This window comes from Arthrobacter globiformis, assembly GCF_030817195.1.
Classification (GTDB): domain Bacteria; phylum Actinomycetota; class Actinomycetes; order Actinomycetales; family Micrococcaceae; genus Arthrobacter; species Arthrobacter globiformis_D.
In genome coordinates this window covers 42,233-61,975 of sequence record NZ_JAUSYZ010000001.1, presented here as the reverse complement: position 1 = coordinate 61,975, position 19,743 = coordinate 42,233, and the positions used below count along the sequence as shown (strand labels likewise).

Genomic DNA, 19,743 nt, shown 5'->3' with positions numbered 1-19,743 from the left:
CTGCTCAGCCGAGCATAGGCGATGGCGCGCCGGCACGGGGTTGCAGGTGCGTTGCGTTACGTGCGGCGGTCAGCCCTTGGCCGCGTCTTTGGCCGCTGCGCCCCTGCGGAAGTGATGGTTGTTGTGGTGGTCATCCTTGGTGTGCACCACGAGGACCGGGCATTCGGCGTGCGCGACGCAGGCGGTGCTCACCGAGCCGAGGTGCAGGCCCATAAATCCGCCGTGGCCCCTTCGCCCCACCACCAGCATCGCCGCTCCGGCGGCGGCCTCCACCAGCTTGGCCGGGGCCGGGCCCCGCACGAGTTCACTGGTCAGGGTCTCCGGGACGTCGGGCCCGAACGCCTTCTGGATGGCCTCGGCAAGGTTCTTGGCGGTCGATGTCTCGAACGCCTCGAAATCCGGCGGGATGTACCCGGCGTACATTTCCGGGAAGTGCCAGCAAGCCACGGCATGGACGCGGGCCCCCAGGCCCGGTGCTACCCGCGCCGCCAGACGGAGGGCCTCCACTGAGGAGTCCGAACCGTCCACGCCCACAACCACTTTGCCTTCTCCATCCATTGTTGTTCTCCTTTGCCACCTAGACTTTGCAACTTCGACCGGATTTTCGGTCACGGACAGGACGGTCACCGCCGCTGCAGCGGCTGCATCTGCAGGGTGACGCCGGCGGCCGCGGCGTCCCGGAAGCGGGCATCGATCTGCACCACGTCCCGCCCGGCCCGCTGCAGCAGGCTGGCCGCGACGCCGGCACGGTAGCCGGTGGCGCAGTGGACCCAAAGGCACCCCGCGGGCAGTTCGCCCAGACGGTCCAGCAGTTCGTGCAGCGGCACGTTGATGGCGCCGGCGACGTGGGAGGCGGCAAACTCGTCCGAGCGCCGAACGTCCAGTACGGCGTCGCCGTCGGGCTTTTCATGAACGACCGAGGGCCAGCCCGCCCGGGGGTAGGAGGCGACGGGGGCTCCCGGCGCGAGTTCGCCAGGTTCCGTTCCCACCGCGGCATCTGGGCGGTCGACGCCGATGCGGGAAAGGTCCCGGATGGCGTTTTGCAGATCCTCGCGGCCGCCGACGAGCGTCAGCTTCTCGCCCCAGGGCAGGACCCAGCCTAAGTAGGAACTGAAGCTTCGCCCCGATCCGTATTCGAAACTGACGGTGCCCTGCAGGTGGTTGCTGGCGAACAGCACGCGGTGGCGCAGGTCCACCACCCACTCGCCCCTCGCCAGCCGCTCCGTCAGTTCACCGGCGCCGAGGGACTCCGGCATGCTCAGGTCCGCAGGCTCGGGGCCGGTCATGTTGATGGGGGCCATGTGGGCGTAATAGGAAGGGTAGGCGGACAGATTAGCCATGAGTTCGGCCGCGAAATGCTCGGGATCCGGGTCCGTGAGCGCGTGGTTGGCTTCGCGCTGCTCTGCGATGGTTGACGCCTCCGCACGCGTGGCGGGCCCGATCGAGCAGAACGAGCCGAACCCGTGGGTGGGATAGAGGGCAGCATCGGGCCCCGCTTCATCGGCGAGCCGGTGGACGGACGCGTACTGGTCCCGCGTCAGCCCGGCGGTGTCTCCGGGGCCGAGGAGATCGGTGCGGCCCACGGAGCCGAAGAGCAGGCTGCCGCCGGAAAACACGGCCCGCACCCGTCCGTCCGTGACGATGTAGGACAGGTGCGTGCGGGTGTGCCCTGGAGTGGCCACCGCGCGGAGCGTGAGCGCGCCGATCTGCATGGTTTGGCCGTCCTCAACCCGCTCACACTCGTAGGCCACATGGTCCGCGGCGTTTATCAGGTATTTGGCGCCGTGCGCGCGGGCGAGGATCAGGCCGCCGGTGAGGTAGTCGTTGTGGACGTGGGTTTCTGCCACGTGGGTGATCTGCACGCCGGCTTTCCGGGCGGCCTCCTCGACGCGGTCCGTGTCCCGCTGGGCATCTACCACCAGCGCCACACGGCCGTCATGGACCAGGTAGCTGCGGTCCCCGAGTTGCGGGGTTTCGATGACAACGACGTCCACTGGTCCGGCCCCTTCGACGCACCGGAGAGGCGCCGCTCATCGCGGGCCTCGCCCCGGATGCCTCCATGGTAGGCCGATTGAGTTCAGATGTAGCCTGCTGAACCTGAGTTCTGCGCAGTTCTGCGCCACTTTCCCGGGGCGCTCAGCTGCTGGCGCCCGGGCTGTCGCGGCGGCGGCGTCCGCAAGGAGGGAAAGCGGTGCAGAAATGCGTGACAAGGGCTACGGATGCGCCGGGATTATGGCTCAGACCCTGAGCGGAACGGGGTGCACCTCATCTGCGCGGTGCCCTGCCCGCTCATGAATGCGCTGCACAGCCTCGGCAGAGGGCGCCTCCGAGAGGCAGTAGACGAGCCCTGACTCCGGGTCCGCCCAGGCTGACTTGAAGTTGACCTTCTCGTCGTCTTGGATGGCGAGGTCGGCATTGTGGGCTGCCAGCAGATCCTCCTTGGTGATCCCCTTCATGTTGCGGTGGACGTCCATGAATTCCGGCATGATGACTCTCCCTTGAGCTGCTCGTGGGTGGATGCGGCTTGAGACTAGACCCGCCCCAACCGGGCGTCAAGAGAAGCAGGGAAAGGCGCGCGGCTAGGCGCAACGGACAAAAGCGCGAACGGACACTTGGGCCCCGCGGAGTGGGCCCAAGTGTCCGTTCGCGCTATGTTGCGGAGGTGAAGGGCTGGCTAGATCCGGTCCGCGGCGCCCGGGCCGGGGCGGTTGGCGATGACGGGGGACATGCCGGTGAAGCCTTCGCGGGCTTCGGCGATTTCGTGGATGCGTTTGCGGCAGGCGTACCAGCCGGCGACCATGAGGGCGATGGCGATGAGGGTGACCAGAAGGGTCAGGGGTGAGTCGATGAAGACCATGACCAGCACGCCGACCAGGAACAGCAGGGAGAGGTAGCCGGTGTAGGGTGCGCCGAACATCCGGAACGAGGGTCGTTTGAGCCAGCCCTTGTCGGCCCAGCGCTTGAGCTGGATCTGGCACAGGACGATGGTGGCCCAGGTGACGATGATGCCGACGGAGGCGATGTTCAGGACGATCTCGAATGCCTGGGACGGGACGAGGTAGTTCAGCGGGACGCCGAGCAGGGAGACGCCGGCGGTGATGGCGATGCCGCCGTAGGGGACGCCGGCCTTGTTCATGCGCTGGGCGAACTTGGGGGCGGAGCCGGCGACGGACATGGAGCGCAGGATCCGGCCGGTGGAGTAGAGGCCGGCGTTGAGGGAGGACAGGGCGGCGGTGAGGACGACGAGGTTCATGATGACGTCCACGCCCTGGATGCCGATGGAGCCGAAGAACGTCACGAAGGGGCTGACGCCCTTCTGGTAGGAGGTGAAGGGCAGGAGCAGGGCGAGCAGGATGACGGAGCCGACGTAGAACACGGCGATGCGGAAGACCACGGAGTTGATGGCCTTGGGCATGATCTTTTCCGGGTTTTCGGTTTCGCCGGCGGCGGTGCCGACGAGTTCGATGGAGGCGTAGGCGAACAGGACGCCCTGCATGAGGATGATCATGGGCAGCAGGCCGTTGGGGAAGATGCCGCCGTTGTCGGTGATCAGGCTGAAGCCGGTTTCCTGGCCGGGGACCGGGGTGCCGAAGATGACGAAGTAGGTGCCGATCAGCAGGAACGCGACGAGGGCGGCGACTTTGATGATGGCGAACCAGAATTCCATTTCGCCGAAGACCTTGACCGAGACGAGGTTCAGGCCCAGGACGACGATGAGGGCGGTCAGGGCCCAGACCCACTGGGGGACGTCGGCCATCCAGGGGATGTAGTTGCCGAAGAAGTTCATGTAGAGGGCGGCGGCGGTGATGTCCACGATGGTGGTGGTGGCCCAGTTGATCCAGTAGAACCAGCCGGAGACGAAGGCTGCCTTTTCGCCGAAGAATTCGCGGGCGTAGGAGACGAACGAGCCCGAGGAGGGCCGGTGCAGGACCAGTTCGCCGAGGGCGCGCAGGATCAGGAAGGCGAAGAAGCCGCAGACGGCGTAGGCGATGACCAGGGACGGGCCGGCGGCGTTGAGCCGGCCGCCGGCGCCGAGGAACAGGCCGGTGCCGATCGCACCGCCGATGGCGATCATCTGGATCTGCCGCGGCTTCAGGCTCTTGTGGTAGCCCTTGTCCTCGGCGTGAAGAAGATTTTGGGTGGCATGCGCCTGGGCCGGGACCGTATGGTCAGTGACTGCCGCGTTCGAGGCGGCGCCCTGTGGGGAATTGGACATGGGGGATCCTTTGGTTTCCGGTTTGGGAGGTTCAGCGGTGGTTTCGACAGGCTCAACCAGCGGTGCTCGCCGGTCGAGCTTGTCGAGATCTGCGGTCGGGCGGTCGGGGATTATTTGCTGAGGTTTGCCAGGCGTTCGGGGCTGAGGAGCTCCTGCAGCTGGGTTTCGGTGAGCAGGCCGTGTTCGAGGACGAGTTCAGCCACGCCGCGGCCGGTGGCGAGGGCTTCCTGTGCGATCGCGGTCGCGGTGGCGTAGCCGAGATGCGGGTTGAGGGCGGTCACCAGTCCGATGGACTGTTCGACGGTGAGGCGGAGGTGTTCGGTGTTGGCCGTGATGCCGCGAACGCAGCGGGCCGTGAGCGTGCGGCAGGCTGCTTCGAGGTGCGAGATGCTCTTGTGCAGGCTGTGCACGATGATCGGTTCGAACGCGTTGAGCTGGAGCTGCCCGGCTTCGGCGGCCATGGTGATGGTGACATCGTTGCCGATGACCTCGTAGGCCACCTGGCTGACCACTTCCGGGATCACCGGGTTGATCTTGCCGGGCATGATGGAGGATCCGGACTGGACGGCGGGAAGGTTGATCTCGCCGAATCCGGCCCGCGGTCCGGAGGAGAGCAGGCGGAGGTCGTTGCAGGTCTTGGAGAGCTTGACGGCCACGCGCTTGAGCACGCCGGAGAGGTGGACGAAGGCGCCCACGTCCTGGGTGGCCTCGATGAGGTCGACGGCGGTGACCAGGGGCAGGCCGGTGATTTCGGCCAGATGCCGGCAGGCGGCGTCAGCGTAGCCGGCGGGGGCGTTCAGGCCGGTGCCGATCGCGGTGGCGCCGAGGTTGATCTCGTGGATGAGCAGGTCCGCCTCGGCCAGCCGCTGCCGGTCCTCGCCGATGGTCACGGCGTAGGTGCCGAATTCCTGGCCCAGGGTCATGGGTACGGCGTCCTGGAGCTGGGTGCGCCCCATTTTCACGACCGTGCGGAACTCCATGGCCTTTTCCGCGAACGCCTCCTCGAGCTCGGCCAGCGCGGCGAGCAGCTCGCGGGCGGCGAAGATGGTGCCGAGCTTGACCGCGGTGGGGTAGACGTCGTTGGTGGACTGGCTAAGGTTCACGTGGTCGTTGGGGTGCAGCCGGGCGTAGTCGCCCTTGGGGTGGCCGAGGATTTCCAGGGCGCGGTTGGCGATGACCTCATTGGCGTTCATGTTCGACGACGTTCCCGCGCCGCCCTGGATCACGTCGACCACGAACTGCTCGCTCAGTTCGCCGTTCATCACATCGGTGCAGGCCTGTTCGATGGCCGCGGCGCGTTCGGCGTCCAGCAGCCCGAGTTCCAGGTTGGTGCGGGCGGCCGCCAGTTTCACGGCGGCGAGGCCGCGGACCAGGTGCATGTTGGATGAGAGCGGCTGCCCGGTGATGGGGAAGTTTTCCACTGCGCGCAGCGTGTGGACGCCCCAGTAGGCGCCGGCGGGGATATCGCGGTCCCCGAGCAGGTCATGCTCGGAACGGACGCCAGGAAGAGTCTGGCCGTCGGACAGGGATTGGGCATCCGGCAGGGTTTGGGTCTCGGTCATGTGGTGCGGTCCTTAAAGAACGTCGTCGGTCGGGGACAGGGAAGAAAAGTCTGCGGCCTGGAGCAGGCCCACTTGGCGGCCTCCGCCGAGGACCGCGCCGGTGGCGATGCCCGCAAGGGCGGAGGTGTCGACGTCGAGCGCTTCCAGCGCTCGGACGGTGACAGGCATTCTGGCCCGGTCGCCGCCGTCGGAAATCTTGACGGCGACGGCGCGTCCGTCCGCCAGCCCAACCAGCTGGATGCCTTCGAAGCCGTCCTTCGCCACGGCGCCGGGCAGGAGGCGCATGAGCTCCGTGACGTCGCGGCCCTCGCCCGCCACCATTTCCGGATGGCGGCGCATGGACTGTGCGACGGCGGCTTCCGGGCTTTCGGGGGCGGATGCACCATCAGCCAGTTCGGCGGAGGCGAGGCGACCGAAGGCACGGGCCATTCCGGCGAGGGTGAGGGCGAACAGCGGGGTTCCGCAGCCGTCGGTGCTGACTCCGGCGGGTTCCTCGCCGGTCAGATCGGTGACGGTTTCGGCGACCAGCTTTTGCAGCGGATGGGAGGGGTCGAGGTAACCCTGCACCGGCCAGCCGTTGATAACGCAGGTGGCGGCCATGGCAGCGTGCTTGCCGGAGCAGTTCTGGGCCAGCTGGGTAGGCCGGCCGCCGTCACGCAGCCACTCCTCGCGCTCTCGGACGCCGTAGGGGAGGTCGGAGCTGTTCTCGAGGGCAGCGGCCGTGAGGCCGTGCAGTTCCAGGATGCGGCTGGCACCGTCGAGGTGCCGGGATGCGCCGGAGTGGCTCGCCGCGGTGAGGGCCAGCAGATCGGCCGGCAGGTCCAGCCCGGCCCGGACCATGGCCACGGACTGCAGGGGCTTGAGGGAGGACCGGGGGTAGAACACGGCCCGGGGTTCGCCGGCGGTGAGCAGGGTGCGGCCGCCCGGGGCGGTGGCGATCAGGGAGCCGTAGTGGACGCTTTCCACCAGCCCGTCACGGGTCTGGAACGCGAGGGGCTCGTGCCGCGGCAGGATCGCTGCGACGACGGGCGGCGCGGAAAGGGAATGGCTTGCCGGCATGGCGGGGGAAGGCATGGCGTCCTCTGGGTTGCGTGTTGACGTGAGTTGGGTGTGGCGTGGAGGCGTCGGTTGGGGCCGGTCGGTTCGGAGTGCCAGGAAGGCAGGGCGGCTACTGGTTGAGGATGGAGTCGAGGGCTTCGCCGACTGCACGCAGGTGTTCGGCCATGGCCGCGCTGGCGCCGGCCGCGGAACCGGCTTCGATGGCGTCCAGGATGAGCCGGTGTTCGACGTCGGAGGCGTGCTGGCGGTCGGCCACCAGGTTGAGGGTTTCGGACTGGTGAACGAGGGCGTCGCGGATGTCAGCCACCACGCTTTCGAACACTTTGTTGCCGCTGGCCCGGGCGATGGCTGCATGGAAGCTGGAGTCGAGGGCAACCCAGGCTTCGGGGTCCGTTTCCGCGGCCATGGATGCCATCATGCCGCGGAGGATCTCCAGGTCCTCGGTGGTGCGGCGCTCAGCAGCCAGGCTGGCGGCGGGGACTTCGATGTGGGGGCGGGCCTCGGTGAGGTCCCGGGCGGAGAACTGGCCCAGGACGAGATCGTTGGCAACATGGTCGGCCACGACGAACGTGCCGCGGCCGGTCTTGGTTACGGTCAGGCCGAGCGCGGTGCAGGAACGCAAGGCCTCGCGGATCACCGAGCGGCTCACGCCGTACTGGGAAGCCAGGGCAGCTTCCGAGCTGAGCTTGGCGCCGACGGCCAGCGCGCCGCTGTGGATGTCGCTGCGGATGGCGTTGAAGACAGCTTCGGCCGCACTCAGGCGGGCCAGCGGAAAGGTACTCGCTTCGCTCTGCTGGCCGGCTTGCTGTCCGGCTGTCCGGCTGTCTGACAGGTTCACGATTAAGAATATGGCACGGGTCACAGGCGGGTGTCAACCGGGAGCCGGCAAAAGGGGGGTAGCCCTCCCAAGCTTTTTACAAGTTGTGCAATCGAACATGTTCCGAGGGGGAGTGCACGCAAGTTGCCAGGACCGCAGCAGCAGGTGCTTCGATTTCTCGGATCCAACCGGAAAGGTTGCACGGGACTGGCATTGGCAAACAACTGCGATGAGTGGTGAGGCTAGTGACCATCCCGATACAGGCCGACGTTCAACTCCCGGAATCAACTTTTTTTCACTCGGGCGGGCGCAGTAGAGGTCGCAGGACCTCCTGGCTCCCCGCGCTGCTGGCTGCGCTGTCGCTTGCGCTGACTGTTTTGGTGGTGCCGGTTACGGCGACGGCTGCTGAAGGTGACGTTGGGGTTCAGGGTCCGTCGCATTCGGGGACGGGGACGCCGACGGGTACGAAGCGGCAGACGAATGCGTTGTGGTTCAACGACGGGATCTGGTGGGGGAACCTGTGGGACACGGCTAGCTCGGATTTTCATATCTTCCGGTTCAACGCCGCGACGAGCTCGTGGGTTAATACGGGTGTGGCGACGGAGACGCGGTCGAACACTCACCATGACGTGTTGTGGGACGGGACGACGTTGTATGTGGCGAGCTACCGGTTCGTCAACGATGGTCTGCCGGCCGAGCCGAACTTCCCGTCGACGATGCGGCGTTTCAGCTACAACTCGAGTACGAAGACGTACTCGCTCCTGAGTTCTACAAACATCAACAACCACAAAGTCGAGACCCTGTCCATCGATAAGGACTCGACTGGCCGCGTTTGGGCAACGTGGCAGCAGTCGAACCGGATCTATCTGAACGTCACTGCCACGGATGGCAGGACGTGGGGGACGCCGTTCACGCATCCTGCGTCGTTGGGCAACGTGTCTGTGGACGACAATTCGGCTCTGATCGCGTTTGGACCGGGCAAGATGGGTGTTATGTGGAGCCGGCAGCTCGGTGACGCCAACGACGGCATGTACTGGAGCTCCCACGTCGATGGAGCGGCAAGTACCACCTGGACCACTCCTGTGGCGGCGGTGAAGGGGCTGCGCAGTGGTGATGACCACATGAATCTGAAGTGGCTGGACTCCTCGACTGATCGGGTTTTCGCCGCTATCAAGACGTCGTTCACGTCGGCGTCTGAGCCCCTGATCCAGCTCTTGGCATTCAACGGTACGGCGTGGTCGGCGCACACGATCGCGACTGTGGCCGAGTGCCCGAACCGTGTGATCGTCATGATTGACGAAAGCACGCAGAGGGTGCGTACCTTCGCTACCTATCCGAAGCCGAGTGGCACGACGAACGCCGGTGTCTGCACCAGCTCGGGGGGTGCGATCTACGAAAAGTCCACGCCGCTGGACAACATCAGCTTCACCACCGCGAAGACGGCCCGTATCGTGGACGCCGACCAGTATGTGCACAACGTGACGTCGACGAAGCAGAACCTCAACAGTACGGCGCGGGGCACGGCCAACAGCGGCCTGCTGGTGCTCGCCGATGTGAACGCCACTAGCCGGTACTGGCACTTTTACGACCCCAGCGGCGGTGCGGGTGGTGCTACGACGGAGACCATCACACTCACGGCCACCGCTGACAGCTATGTGTCGAGCGGGACGACGGGGACGAACTTCGGCACGAGTACCACGATGCGTGTGGACAACAGCCCAGTGGAGGCCACGTACTTGAAGTTCGACCTGTCGCCGTATGCAGGCAGGACGCTGGTGAGTGCGAGGTTGCAGCTGCGCAGCGGCGGGAACGGGTCAACGGGTACGCAGAACGTCAAGCTGGTCGCCAGTGACAGCTGGACCGAGGGCGGGATCACGTACACCAACCGTCCGGCGCTCGGCACCAGCATCGGCAGCCTCGGCCAAACAGCGACCAACACCAGCTACAGCGTTCCATTGACGGTCAGCGCCCTGACCGGTGACCTCGGCCAACAGCTCTCTCTTGGAATGGATGCCAACAGCAGTGACGGCCTGGAACTTAACTCCAAGGAAGCCGGAAGCACGGCCGCACCCAAGCTGGTACTCACGCTGCAGAAGTAGGTACACGTTCTCGGTCGGGTGCTTCGCAGGGGAACAACGAGGACGAAGCCCTCGGAGGATTCCCCGGCGAGGCGAGGCTCTTCACCACGGCATACCCGACACCGTCCACATCAGCAACACCCTCCGACCGACACTACCCAGACAGGGGACGATCATGCGCAGGCAGACCAAGGCTCTGCACTTCGATATCCACAGCCGCGTCACGATACGCGTCGACGCAAAGGCGCCGGCTGCGGCCCAGCTCCAGAGCATGCTGGCGTGTTTCGCCACCGATACCGAACGGGCGGCCAACATCGTCGTCGATGACCGGCCGGAGCCTATGCCGGATGCGGGACTGGTCGAGCACGAGCTCGCGTACACGGAGGACAGCGTGCGTTTCCAAGCCGATCGGGTCCAGGTCGTGCGGGACGCAGAGCAGTGGCGCATTCACGGGCCCGGCGAGCTGTTGACCACCGTGGTCCCTGTTCTGGATGCCGCCATGGTGGGCCGAGGAGCCGCCATGATCCACGCCGCAACGATGGCGTACCGGGGTCACGCGATCGCGCTTCCCGCCGCCGGAGGGACCGGTAAGACGAGCACCGTCGCCAAGCTGATGCGGCGCGAGGGGTGGTCGTTCATGGGCGACGACTGGGCCTTCCTCACCGAGGACGCCACGCTGCTCGGCTACGCGAAGCCGATGTTCATCAAGCCGCACCACCGGGCCATCTACCCGCACCTGTTCGAAGGTGTCCGGAAACCCCTCGTCCCGTCACGGCTCTCGGATAGCGTCAGCCGTCTCACCACCGTGGTGCACCCGTACGTCATCCGTTATCCGCGCCTCGCGGACTTCTCCCGGCGATGGTCGCCGGAGCACCGCATGGTCTCGCCGGGGACCGCGTTCCCGGGGCGGGAATTGACGACCTCGGCACCCCTCGCGGCCGCCGTCTACGTTGAGCGCTTCGAGGGCGCCCGGTCGCGGATCGTCGAGCGGACGAGCGAGTGGATGGTCGACCGCATGCTCGGCAACTTCCACATCGAGATGGCGGGCTTCTCACAGCGGGTCGTGACCGGCCTGGCGGCCACGTCCGTCGTCCCCTGGCGCGAGCACTTCACAGCGAAGGGGCTCGTGCTGAACAAGGCGCTCGACGGCCGGCCCTGCCACCTGCTGCAGGTGCCCTCCTCGTACACGGCTGACGAGGCGTCGGACGACATCGTCCGGCATCTCGAGCAGCTGCTGCCGTCAGTCCTCGACGAGCAGGTCTGAGGGGTGGACGCCGTGAGTAGCAGCCCTGCCGAGGTCACCGCCGTCGTTCCGGCCCGGAACGCGGAGAACCTGCTCCCGCGCTGTCTCGAGGCCCTGCGTCAGTCCGGTGTCGCCGAGATCATCGTGGTGGACGGATTGTCGACCGACCGCACCGTCGACCTCGCCCTCGCGGCCGGTGCCCGGGTCCTGAGTGACGAGGGCCGCGGCCTGCCCTGGGCTCGAACGCTTGGTGTGAAGAGCAGCCGCACCCGCTGGGTCCTGCTCGTGGATGCCGACGTCGTCTTCGGGCCTACGGGGGTCGACGACCTGCTCACGGAGCTGGTGGAGGGCGGCTATGACGCACTTCAAGCCGGTCTGGAGAGTGTCGCTGGACCGGGCTACTGGGGGCAGGCGCTGGCACATCATCACCGCACCGGCCGCAGCCGCAACTGGTTCGGGCTCGTGGCGACGATCGTTGACCGGGACCTGATGCTGGGCCTGGGATTCGACGACTCGTTCAAATCGGGGGAGGACATAGAGCTGCGTTGGCGGATGCGCCAGTCAGGGCTGCGAACAGGGGTGTCACAGCGGGTCACTGTCGAACATCGTTTCGCCGCAGACGACTTCGACTTCGCGCTCGACCAGTTCCTCATGGATGGAACGGGACTGGGACGGATGGTCCGCAAGCACGGCTGGCGTGGTGCGAGGTTGGCGTTGCTGCCCGCCGCCGCGGCAGTCCGGGGCAGCGCCTTGAGTCTCGCCGCGGGCCAGCCCCGCTGGCTGCGCTACTACGTCGCCTTCTGCTGGTACAACTACGTGGGCCTGACAAGGGGTCTCGCGTCGTGATGGCCAGGGGCGTGAGGGCCAGGCGGGGGACCGCTGTCACGGACGCCTCGATCGTCCGGCACTCCGCCCTGCGCAGCTCGCTCGGCCTCGTTGTGGCCAAGGCTGCGCAGACGGGCGCTGGTTTCGCCTTCTGGATCGTGGCCGCGCGCGCGACATCCGACCGTGAGGTCGGACTCACCACGGCCGCGGTCTCGGCGGTAATGATCTGCACGCAGCTCGCGGTGCTGGGCGCGGGGTCCGCCGTGATCGTCTCGGTGGGACGAGGGGAGCCGCCCGCGCGGGTACTTGACACGGCGTTTGCCATCGTGGGCGTCGCCGGAACAGTGCTGGCCCTCGGTTACCTCGTGCTGCAGTCTGTCGTGGCGCCGGAGACGGCCTCGGCATCGGTTCTCTTCTGGCTCACGTTCCTCGTCGCTGCCGTCGCCGGAACCCTTGTCATCGTGCTGGACCAGGCGCTCGTGGCGTTGGGACGCGGTTCCAGCGCGACCTCGAGGTACGCGTTGGGCGGCGGGGTCTCACTCGCGGCTGCCGGGCTCGTGGCCTGGCGGGCGCACGGCGCCTCCGCCGACGTGCTGATGGCCTGCTGGACCCTCGGGACGGGGGTGGCGTGCATCGTAGGTGCTGTCCAGCTGCGAAGACTGGTCGGCTACAGGCCACGGCCGTCCTTGCGCTCCGCGCGCGGCCGTCCACTGCTGGCGCTGGGCATTCCGCACCAGCTCCTCACTCTCACCGAGCGCACCCCTGGGCTGGTGCTGCCGCTCCTGCTCGCGCACATGGTGGCGCCGGAGGCTGCCGCCTACTGGTATCCCGCATGGATGATGGCCTGGGCCGCCTATACCGCTCCAGTGCTGATGGGCATCGTCCAGTTCTCAGAGGGTGTCCGCGACGCGGACCGCCTGGCGTCGACCACTTGGGCGAGCCTCCGTTGGTCGCTCGCAGTAGGAGGTCTGGCTGCCGCCGTCCTCGTCCTCTTCGCTCACCCGCTGCTCAATCTGCTGGGGGAGCGGTACGCCGAGTCGTCCGCCGGCGCTCTGCGGTGGTTGGCGGCCGGACTGGTGCCGTACGCGGTGCTGCAGGCCTACAACGCCGTCTGCCGGGCCCGCGGTCGCTACGCGGAGGCGATCGTGGTCGGTGTGACGCTCGGAACAGCTCTTTGCGCGTCAGCGCTGTCGGCCGCCGACCAGGGGGCCAGCGCCATGGCCTTTGCGTGGCTGGTGGTGCTCTCCATCGGGGCCGTGGTGGTCGGCCTCCGGCTGGTCGCCGTCCTCCGGCGCGTCACACAGGACGTGCCATGATCAACACGCTCGATGGGACCTGCCGCAGCGAGGGACGCTGGAATGCCCGTTACTTGTGGCCGACAGTGATGTGGATCGTCGTGGTGGTCGTGCTCATAGGGGCCGGAGCCTTCGTGCCGGACGTACCGCGGGATGAGCTCGCGCTCCGTGAACTAGGCATCGCTGACGCCCTCTCGCGCATCCAGGGGATCCAGCCCGACATCGAGGGGCACTTTGGCTGGCCGGGTTTGTTCGCCCTCCGAGCCCCGATGGGCCGGGCCAGACACCGGACAGCGCCGATGCTGGCAGAGGCTCCTTGGCTTGAGGACGATGTAGCTGCGCCTCTTCCTTCCGCGCATTCTGGGACTGCTCGGGTGAGCCACGCGGCGCGGTGGTGGCTCCTCAGCGATCTGCACCTGGGCGCGACGGACGACGACCCGCGGTGCCCAGGGAGAGTGCTGCCCCAGTTCCTGTGCCGTGAGGTGCTCGCCGCCTCCGGTCCGCAGCAGCACATCGCCTTCGTCGGTGACACGTTCGAGCTTGCCGGGTTCGCCGAGGACGAAAGCCTGGCCCGGCTCGAGTCCATCCTCACCCGCCACCCCGACACGTTCTGGGCGCTGCAGGCCTGTGCGGCGCGCGGCGTGCAGCTGCACTTCGTGTGCGGCAACCACGACGCGGAGCTGGCCCGCCCCTCGGTTGCCGCACGCCTGTCGGCGCTGTTATCACCCGCCGAGCCGGCCCGGGTCCGGGTGTACCCGTGGTTCCTCCACGTGCCCCGTGTGCTCGTGGCCGAGCACGGGCACCAGCACCACGCCCTGCATCGGATGCCCGAGGTCCTCCGCGTGGCGGTCAACGGCACCGACGGGCTGGACCTGCCGCCGCTCGCCGCCTGGCACGCCGACCCGTCGAAGTCGCCCCTGAGCCGTGCCGCGGCCGTTGCCCGCGCCTGCCTGGCGTCCGAGCGGGCGGAACGCCGCGTCCGGGAGCTCGCGTACTTCGAGCTGTTGCAGGCCGAGTCACTGCGGCTCGCGCTTGATGAAGTGGCCGTTCGGGAGCTGGCGCACCTCTCCCGGTTCCGGACGGTATCGGCGCTCCCGGTCGCCGCGACTCGCATGGTGCTGGCGGCCGCCGGGCGCAGAGTCGCCGGCAGGAGGGCTCCTGCTGCAGCGGCCCGGTTCGCACATACTCTCGAGGCGCACGGCGCCGGGGTGGCCTGGTACGTCTCGGCCCACACCCACCGGGCCCTCGAGTCGGCGCTCGAGGCCTGCCCCACCCGATACATCAACACCGGCACATGGAGTTCGGACGTCCGCGGTCGCGGACCTGACCAGACGGACCGGCGGGCGTTCCCTTACGCCGTGGTCGACGTCGCCCGCGACGGCACTACTAGTGGCGGGCTGCGGTACTGGCGTCCGAACGGTGGGTGAGCCGAGCCGTACCGGTGTCAGCGCACCGTCAGGCGCGCACTGCGCTTGCATGGAATGGGGCGGCGGGCCGCCGATCACACGGGGAACCCGGCGTACGCCAGGGCCTGGCACACTAGCACTCATTGCTCAAGGAGCCGGTACGAACGTTCCGATTATCTTCTGCGCGCATCAGTAATGAGGTAGTACCATGTGAGTGGAAATGAAAACGGCACGATCGTACCGACGCAGGAGCGAATGTGGCTCGGGATTTTGCAGCACATCTTGCGGCAGCCGTCCGCGCCCGTCGTGGCGCCCTCCGCCTGAGCCAGCAGGACCTCGCGGACATGGCTGGAGTCTCCGAGCGCTTCGTCCGCTTCGTGGAACAGGGCAAGCCGAGCCTTCGGCTGGACACTCTGCTGGCCTTGCTGGACACGCTCGGTCTTGAGCTCCAGCTCGCGACCCGGACCAGCGCCGCCGCCCGCGCGCTGGCCGCCCGCGCGCTGGCAGCCCAACCGCTGATGACCCAACCGCTGGTGACCCAGCCACCGCCGGCCGTCCCGTCGTCGGGCGCTCCGCTGGAAGGCGACGGACCCAGCGCACGGGAGAACCAGCCGTGAGGCACCGCATCGCCGACATCTACAAGCGGGGCGTCCTGGCCGCCCGGCTGGAACGGCACGACGGCGGCACCAGGTTCAGCTATCTGCCGGCGTACCTGCAAAGCGGCCGCCCCGCCGTCGCGAGTTCGCTGCCGCTCACTGAGGAACCTGTGCTCTCCGGAGCGGGTGCCGCGCCGCCGTACTTCACCGGGCTGCTCCCGGAGGGCCGGCGGCTGAACGCGCTGCGCCGGTCCATCAAGACCAGCGCGGACGACGACCTTTCCCTGCTCATCGCCGCCGGCGGCAACCCGGTGGGCGATGTGCAGATCGTGGGCCACGGGGAGCCGCTGGACCCGGAGGAGCACGCCGTCGAGGTGGACACGCGCAGGCCCGTGGACTTTGACGAGCTGTTGGGCGACTCGGGCCTGATCGATCCGGTGGCGCTCGCCGGTGTCCAGGACAAGCTGTCCGCCGGGATGATCTCCATGCCGGTTGCAAGCGCGGGGCGCCGGTTCATCCTCAAGCTCAACGCCCCGGAGTTCCCGCACGTGGTGGAGAACGAGTTCATCATGTTCCGCTACGCGGCGAAGCTGCGGATTCCGCTGAGCCGGGTGCAGCTGATGCGCGACGTCGCGGGACGGACGGGGCTGCTGGTGGAGCGCTTCGACCGGGTGCCGCTGCAAAGCAAGCTGGCCGAAAGTGCGCCGGACGCGGTGCAGCGCCTCGCCGTCGAAGACGGCGCGCAGGTCCTGAAGCTCTACCCGGCGGACAAGTACAACGCGGGGTTCGGAACGGTGTGCCATGCGCTCGCCGAGTATTGCGCGGCGCCGCTGCCGGCGCTGCGGAACCTCGCTATCCAGGCTGCCTTCGCGCTGCTGAGTGGCAACGGCGACCTGCATGCGAAGAACGTGTCCATGGTGCAGCAGCCGCACGGGGAGTGGTCCATCGCGCCCGTGTACGACATCCCCTCCACAGTGGTCTACGGGGATAAGACGCTCGCCCTGACGCTCGGCGGCAAGCGCAGCGGCATCTCCCGCAAACACTTCCTGGCCTGGGCCACGGGCCTCGGGCTGCCCGAACGCACTGCGGTGCAGGCGGTGGATCTGGCGCTGAAGGCTGCGGGTCCGCTGCTGGCTGATCTGGAGGCCGGGACGGCTTTTGCGGCAACTGCCGCGGGTTCAAGGGCTGCCTCCGTCCCAACTGCCGCCGTTTCAACCGTCACCGATTCAACCGACGACGGCGGCGCCTCGCCTTTTCCGGACATGGTCACCAGGGCTTGGGTTAAGGAGCTCAAGCACCGGCGGCGGCTGCTGGAGGGGTGAGCCCCGTAAGCCCAACGCCCAGGGCCGCCTAAAGCCCCGGAAGCCTAAAGGGCCGGGCCGCCGTCGTACCAGCGGAGCACGCGCAGGGCCCGAAGCGTGTTCCAGCGGCTGGGGCGCCCGTCGCCGTCCTCCATGGCGAAGTGGATGCGCCCCGGGTGGGTGTTCTCGAGCAGCCAGGTTCCGTCGGGCTGCCGTTTTGAGCGCAGCAGACCGACGGCCTCGGCAAGCCGGGTGTCCGGCGGTCCGTCCGCGTCCTGTAAATACGCGTCGCGGAAGTAGTCAAGGCCGCGCAGCGCATCGTAGAACCAGCGGGTCGGGTAGGAAAACTGGAGCCAGTCCGGGTCCACCAGCTCGCCCGTGCTCTTGCGCCGGAGCAGCGCCCGTTCCAGCAGGTATTCCTCGCCCCGCTTCCGCGCGGCAACCGACTCCGGAGTTCCGCCCGTGGCCTGCTCATGTTCCAGCAGCCCTTCCAGCACATTGATGGTGGTCGCGAACGACGAGCGCACCGACCCCCGCTCCGCCTCGCAATTCCAGCCGCCGTCCGCGAGCTGCTCGCCGAGAAGCCGCCGGACGATGCCGTCGACGTTCTCGCCGAAGTACGCTCCGAGGGCGACGGCCTTGCCGTTGATGCAGGGCTCCACCTCGCCTTCGAAGAACGGCTGACCGCCCTCTTCCCAGCGGCTGTTCTCCCGCACTTTCCGGACCGCGGCGCGGGCCTGCTCGCTGCCTGGGTCGAGTCCGAGGTCGCGCAGGAGCAGCAGGCTGTAGGTCGTGGCGGTCCAGGGCTGGCCCGCCTCGGAGCCGTCGTAGGGGACCGGGAAGAACGTGCCGCCGTCCCACTGGCCATCGTCGCCCTGCAGGGCGAGCATGCGCGCACCCCAGCCCTCGGCGGCCACGCGGGCACGCTCCGTGCGCACCACATCGGCAGGCGCGTCCGTCAGGTCACGCAGGACCTGCCACCGGATCGCGGGGTCGGAATCGAGCAACCAGTCGAGCACGCGTTAACCGGGCCGGTAACCGGAAGCTAAAGGTGCTGGATGCCCGCGCGCTGCATGGCGTCCTTGTAGACCTCCACGCTCTTGGTCAGGAGTTCCTCCTGCTTGGCCTCGGAAACAGCAAAGGCCCGCCCACCGAGCGCGCTGGCCTTATAGATTTTGATGCCGTTGTTCTTGAGTGAGTAGTGGTACGTCTTCTCAAAGAGGGTCAGGAAGGTGGCGGCGTCGGTCCCGTGGGCGATGATGGCCGAGACGCGCCGGTTGATCTTCATGAACTGCCGGAAGGGGCGCAGGCCGTCCGTCTTTTCCTGGACGCTGAGGGCCGAGGGCATGTCCGGATCGCGTACCCAGGGGTAGGCGTTCCACGGCATGACGTAGCGCGGATCCAGCTCGGCGAGCTCGTAGATCTGGGTGGCGCGCCGGGCGGCCTCATCATCGTTGAAATGGGACACGAAACCGGACTCGGTTCCCTTGCCCGGGCTGACCTGGAGGCTGACAATCCGGCATTCGTCTTCGTCATGGACGGGGTCGATGTAAGGAACGATCGATCCCGGCTTCTTCTCCATGAGTTCATCGCACAGTTGCGTCACTGCTGCGATGTTCGGTTCCTGTAGCAGGGCTTTCTTTTCGTCCCAGTCAATCGTCACGATTTCTCCCTTAGCTGCATGGCGTCCAAGAATCAGGCGTCTTAGGCCACTCTACGCTTTTGACGGTAAGGGTGGGTGGGGGAGTTTCCGACGACCCAACAGGACTTCTAAACCCCTGCACCGCGGAACGTGAACCGGCCCGCCACGAGCGTTGCAGCGACGGGCATCCCGGCGAACACGGCATCCGGCGCAGCAAGGGGATCCGCATCCAGCACGGCGATATCCGCCACAGCCCCGGCCAGGATCCGGCCGCGCCCCCGCGTTGATGCGAGCAGCGCCTCCTCCCGGGTCAGTGCCTGCTCCGGGTGCCAAGGGCCGCGGCCGTCGTTCCGCGCCCGCGCCGTCGCCGCGGACATCGCCAGCCACGGATCCAAGGGGGCCACTGGCGCATCGGACCCCAGCGCCAGCCGCGCCCCGCCGTCCAGCAGCGAACGCAGCGGGAAGGCCCTGTCAGTGCGGCCGGCCCAGTTGGCGTCAGCGGCGTCCCGGTCGTCGAGCGCGTGGACGGGCTGGACGCTGGCCGTCAGGCCAAGCTCACCGAACCGGGCGAAGTCCTCCTGCCGCACAAACTGGGCATGTTCGATCCGGCCCCCGGTCCCAGCTTCGGCGAAGGCATCGAGCGCAACCTGGTTGGCGCCGTCGCCAATGGCGTGGACCGCCGGCACAAAGCCCGTCTCCCGGGCCCTGGCGAGCAGCGCAACCAGCTCGGCTTCGCTCACGGTCAGGATGCCGTGCCCGCCGTGCGGGTACGGGTCAACGCAGAAGGCGGTGCGCGTGTTGAGGGAGCCGTCGATGAGCACCTTCAGCGGACCCACCCGCAGGAGTCCCGCCCCGCCGTCGACCGTTTGTCCCGTCCGCATTCCCGCGTCGGCCGCCCGCTCCAGGTCCTCCGGATACACGCCCGCGTCAACGCGCAGAGAACTGAACCCTCCGGCGATCCGGCGCAGCCACACGTCGCGGTTCCATGTCATTTCCAGGTCCACCACGCCCACAACACCCCGGGCGGCGGCTTCCTGGCCGGCCGTGCGCACCCAGCCGTCGACGACGTCGTCGGGCAGCTTTCCGAGCTCCCGGGTGACGGCGAACGCAACCTCCTCGCGGAGCAGCCCGTCTGCCGGGAGCTGAACACCGTATCTCCGGGCGGCCGCTGAATTCAGCCAGACGCAATGCAGGTCATGGCTGATCAGGGCCGTGGGCACTTCCCGGGTGGCGTCGTCAAGCATTTCGGCGCTGGGGACGTCGTCCCACACGGCGTCCCGGAAGCCTGCGCCCACCACCGTCACTGTCCGGTCCGCCCCGGTGCCCGCCGCCGTAATCCGGTTACGGACAAGCTCGACGGCGGCGCGCGCCGAAGCGGCACCGGACAGGTTGATCCTGTTGGCGGCCAGCGCCCACTGCGTCATGTGGACGTGCTCGTCCCACAGTCCGGGAACGACGAAACGCCCCTCAAGATCCAGCACCTGGGCATCCGCTGCCGTGGAACCCCCGCGGCGCTCTGCCACTGCGGTGATCGCCGAGACGTGGCCGTCGCGGATATGGACGTCGCAGCATTCTGTCTCGCCGGGCAGTTTCACGGAGGCCAGCACCAAGCCGGTGGGCGTCTGGTGTTGCATTGCTTCTTGGTCCTCGCTGGAAGGCATAGGGACAGGCTAGGCACGTTTCCGGCCAGCGCCAATCAGAGC

The 19,743-nt window shown here is 67.6% G+C and carries 17 protein-coding genes; 7 read left to right on the top strand and 10 right to left on the bottom strand.

The genetic code is table 11. The features are described from left to right. Positions 1–69 precede the first annotated feature (69 nt). From QF036_RS00300 to QF036_RS00270, 7 genes are all read right to left on the bottom strand, one after another. Positions 70–558, bottom strand: a complete 489-nt coding sequence (locus QF036_RS00300) for a universal stress protein (protein ID WP_307098170.1) — start codon at positions 556–558, stop codon at positions 70–72. Positions 559–623: 65 nt separating this feature from the next. Beyond that, positions 624–1,994: an MBL fold metallo-hydrolase gene (locus tag QF036_RS00295; RefSeq protein ID WP_307098168.1), complete on the bottom strand. Its 1,371-nt coding sequence runs from the start codon at positions 1,992–1,994 to the stop codon at positions 624–626. 243 nt (positions 1,995–2,237) lie between these two features. After that, complete coding sequence (locus QF036_RS00290; protein WP_307098166.1) at positions 2,238–2,486, bottom strand: SCO4226 family nickel-binding protein; 249 nt, start codon at positions 2,484–2,486, stop codon at positions 2,238–2,240. A gap of 188 nt (positions 2,487–2,674) precedes the next feature. Beyond that, positions 2,675–4,216, bottom strand: a complete 1,542-nt coding sequence (locus QF036_RS00285; RefSeq protein ID WP_307098164.1) for an amino acid permease — start codon at positions 4,214–4,216, stop codon at positions 2,675–2,677. Between the two features lie 110 nt (positions 4,217–4,326). Further along, positions 4,327–5,778, bottom strand: coding sequence for an aspartate ammonia-lyase (locus tag QF036_RS00280; protein ID WP_307098162.1), 1,452 nt, complete (start codon positions 5,776–5,778; stop codon positions 4,327–4,329). A 12-nt stretch (positions 5,779–5,790) separates the two neighbouring features. Next, a complete protein-coding gene (locus QF036_RS00275) occupies positions 5,791–6,852 on the bottom strand; it encodes an asparaginase (RefSeq protein ID WP_307098160.1) in 1,062 nt (353 codons plus the stop codon). A 94-nt stretch (positions 6,853–6,946) separates the two neighbouring features. Continuing rightward, entirely contained in the window at positions 6,947–7,675 is a 729-nt protein-coding gene (locus QF036_RS00270; RefSeq protein ID WP_307098158.1) for a FadR/GntR family transcriptional regulator, read from the bottom strand. A 224-nt stretch (positions 7,676–7,899) separates the two neighbouring features. Here QF036_RS00270 and QF036_RS00265 point away from each other — a divergent pair, with 224 nt between their 5' ends. The 7 genes from QF036_RS00265 (at position 7,900) to QF036_RS00235 (ending at position 16,419) form a co-directional block, all read left to right on the top strand. Then, complete coding sequence (locus QF036_RS00265; protein WP_307098156.1) at positions 7,900–9,753, top strand: CBM96 family carbohydrate-binding protein; 1,854 nt, start codon at positions 7,900–7,902, stop codon at positions 9,751–9,753. Between the two features lie 154 nt (positions 9,754–9,907). Next, complete coding sequence (locus tag QF036_RS00260) at positions 9,908–10,996, top strand: hypothetical protein (RefSeq protein WP_307098155.1); 1,089 nt, start codon at positions 9,908–9,910, stop codon at positions 10,994–10,996. A gap of 12 nt (positions 10,997–11,008) precedes the next feature. Beyond that, complete coding sequence (locus QF036_RS00255) at positions 11,009–11,821, top strand: glycosyltransferase (RefSeq protein WP_307098153.1); 813 nt, start codon at positions 11,009–11,011, stop codon at positions 11,819–11,821. A gap of 11 nt (positions 11,822–11,832) precedes the next feature. After that, positions 11,833–13,116: a lipopolysaccharide biosynthesis protein gene (locus QF036_RS00250; protein ID WP_307098151.1), complete on the top strand. Its 1,284-nt coding sequence runs from the start codon at positions 11,833–11,835 to the stop codon at positions 13,114–13,116. Then, positions 13,113–14,522, top strand: coding sequence for a hypothetical protein (locus QF036_RS00245; RefSeq protein WP_307098148.1), 1,410 nt, complete (start codon positions 13,113–13,115; stop codon positions 14,520–14,522). Before QF036_RS00250 ends, QF036_RS00245 begins: the two co-directional genes overlap by 4 nt. 236 nt (positions 14,523–14,758) lie before the next feature. After that, positions 14,759–15,118 carry a type II toxin-antitoxin system Y4mF family antitoxin gene (locus QF036_RS00240; RefSeq protein ID WP_307098145.1) on the top strand — a complete coding sequence of 120 codons (360 nt, stop codon included), beginning with the start codon at positions 14,759–14,761 and terminating at the stop codon, positions 15,116–15,118. After that, entirely contained in the window at positions 15,115–16,419 is a 1,305-nt protein-coding gene (locus tag QF036_RS00235; RefSeq protein ID WP_307098143.1) for a type II toxin-antitoxin system HipA family toxin, read from the top strand. The genes QF036_RS00240 and QF036_RS00235 overlap by 4 nt, the downstream gene beginning before the upstream one ends. A 44-nt stretch (positions 16,420–16,463) precedes the next feature. On the opposite strand, the gene QF036_RS00230 is transcribed toward QF036_RS00235, so the two are convergent. The 3 genes from QF036_RS00230 to QF036_RS00220 form a co-directional block, all read right to left on the bottom strand. Beyond that, the gene (locus QF036_RS00230) at positions 16,464–17,417 is read right to left on the bottom strand and encodes a hypothetical protein (protein WP_307098141.1); all 954 of its coding nucleotides are present in this window, start codon (positions 17,415–17,417) and stop codon (positions 16,464–16,466) included. A 26-nt stretch (positions 17,418–17,443) separates the two neighbouring features. Then, entirely contained in the window at positions 17,444–18,061 is a 618-nt protein-coding gene (locus tag QF036_RS00225) for a uracil-DNA glycosylase (protein WP_306919970.1), read from the bottom strand. A 107-nt stretch (positions 18,062–18,168) separates the two neighbouring features. After that, the gene (locus QF036_RS00220; protein WP_307098139.1) at positions 18,169–19,701 is read right to left on the bottom strand and encodes an amidohydrolase; all 1,533 of its coding nucleotides are present in this window, start codon (positions 19,699–19,701) and stop codon (positions 18,169–18,171) included. Positions 19,702–19,743: the final 42 nt, after the last annotated feature.

Coding starts and splice junctions, on each gene's coding strand:
- QF036_RS00285 (WP_307098164.1), bottom strand. CDS start 4,216: ATGTCCAATTCCCCACAGGGCGCCGCCTCGAACGCGGCAGTCACTGAC.
- QF036_RS00260 (WP_307098155.1), top strand. CDS start 9,908: ATGCGCAGGCAGACCAAGGCTCTGCACTTCGATATCCACAGCCGCGTC.
- QF036_RS00275 (WP_307098160.1), bottom strand. CDS start 6,852: ATGCCTTCCCCCGCCATGCCGGCAAGCCATTCCCTTTCCGCGCCGCCC.
- QF036_RS00280 (WP_307098162.1), bottom strand. CDS start 5,778: ATGACCGAGACCCAAACCCTGCCGGATGCCCAATCCCTGTCCGACGGC.
- QF036_RS00300 (WP_307098170.1), bottom strand. CDS start 558: ATGGATGGAGAAGGCAAAGTGGTTGTGGGCGTGGACGGTTCGGACTCC.
- QF036_RS00290 (WP_307098166.1), bottom strand. CDS start 2,486: ATGCCGGAATTCATGGACGTCCACCGCAACATGAAGGGGATCACCAAG.
- QF036_RS00245 (WP_307098148.1), top strand. CDS start 13,113: ATGATCAACACGCTCGATGGGACCTGCCGCAGCGAGGGACGCTGGAAT.
- QF036_RS00220 (WP_307098139.1), bottom strand. CDS start 19,701: ATGCCTTCCAGCGAGGACCAAGAAGCAATGCAACACCAGACGCCCACC.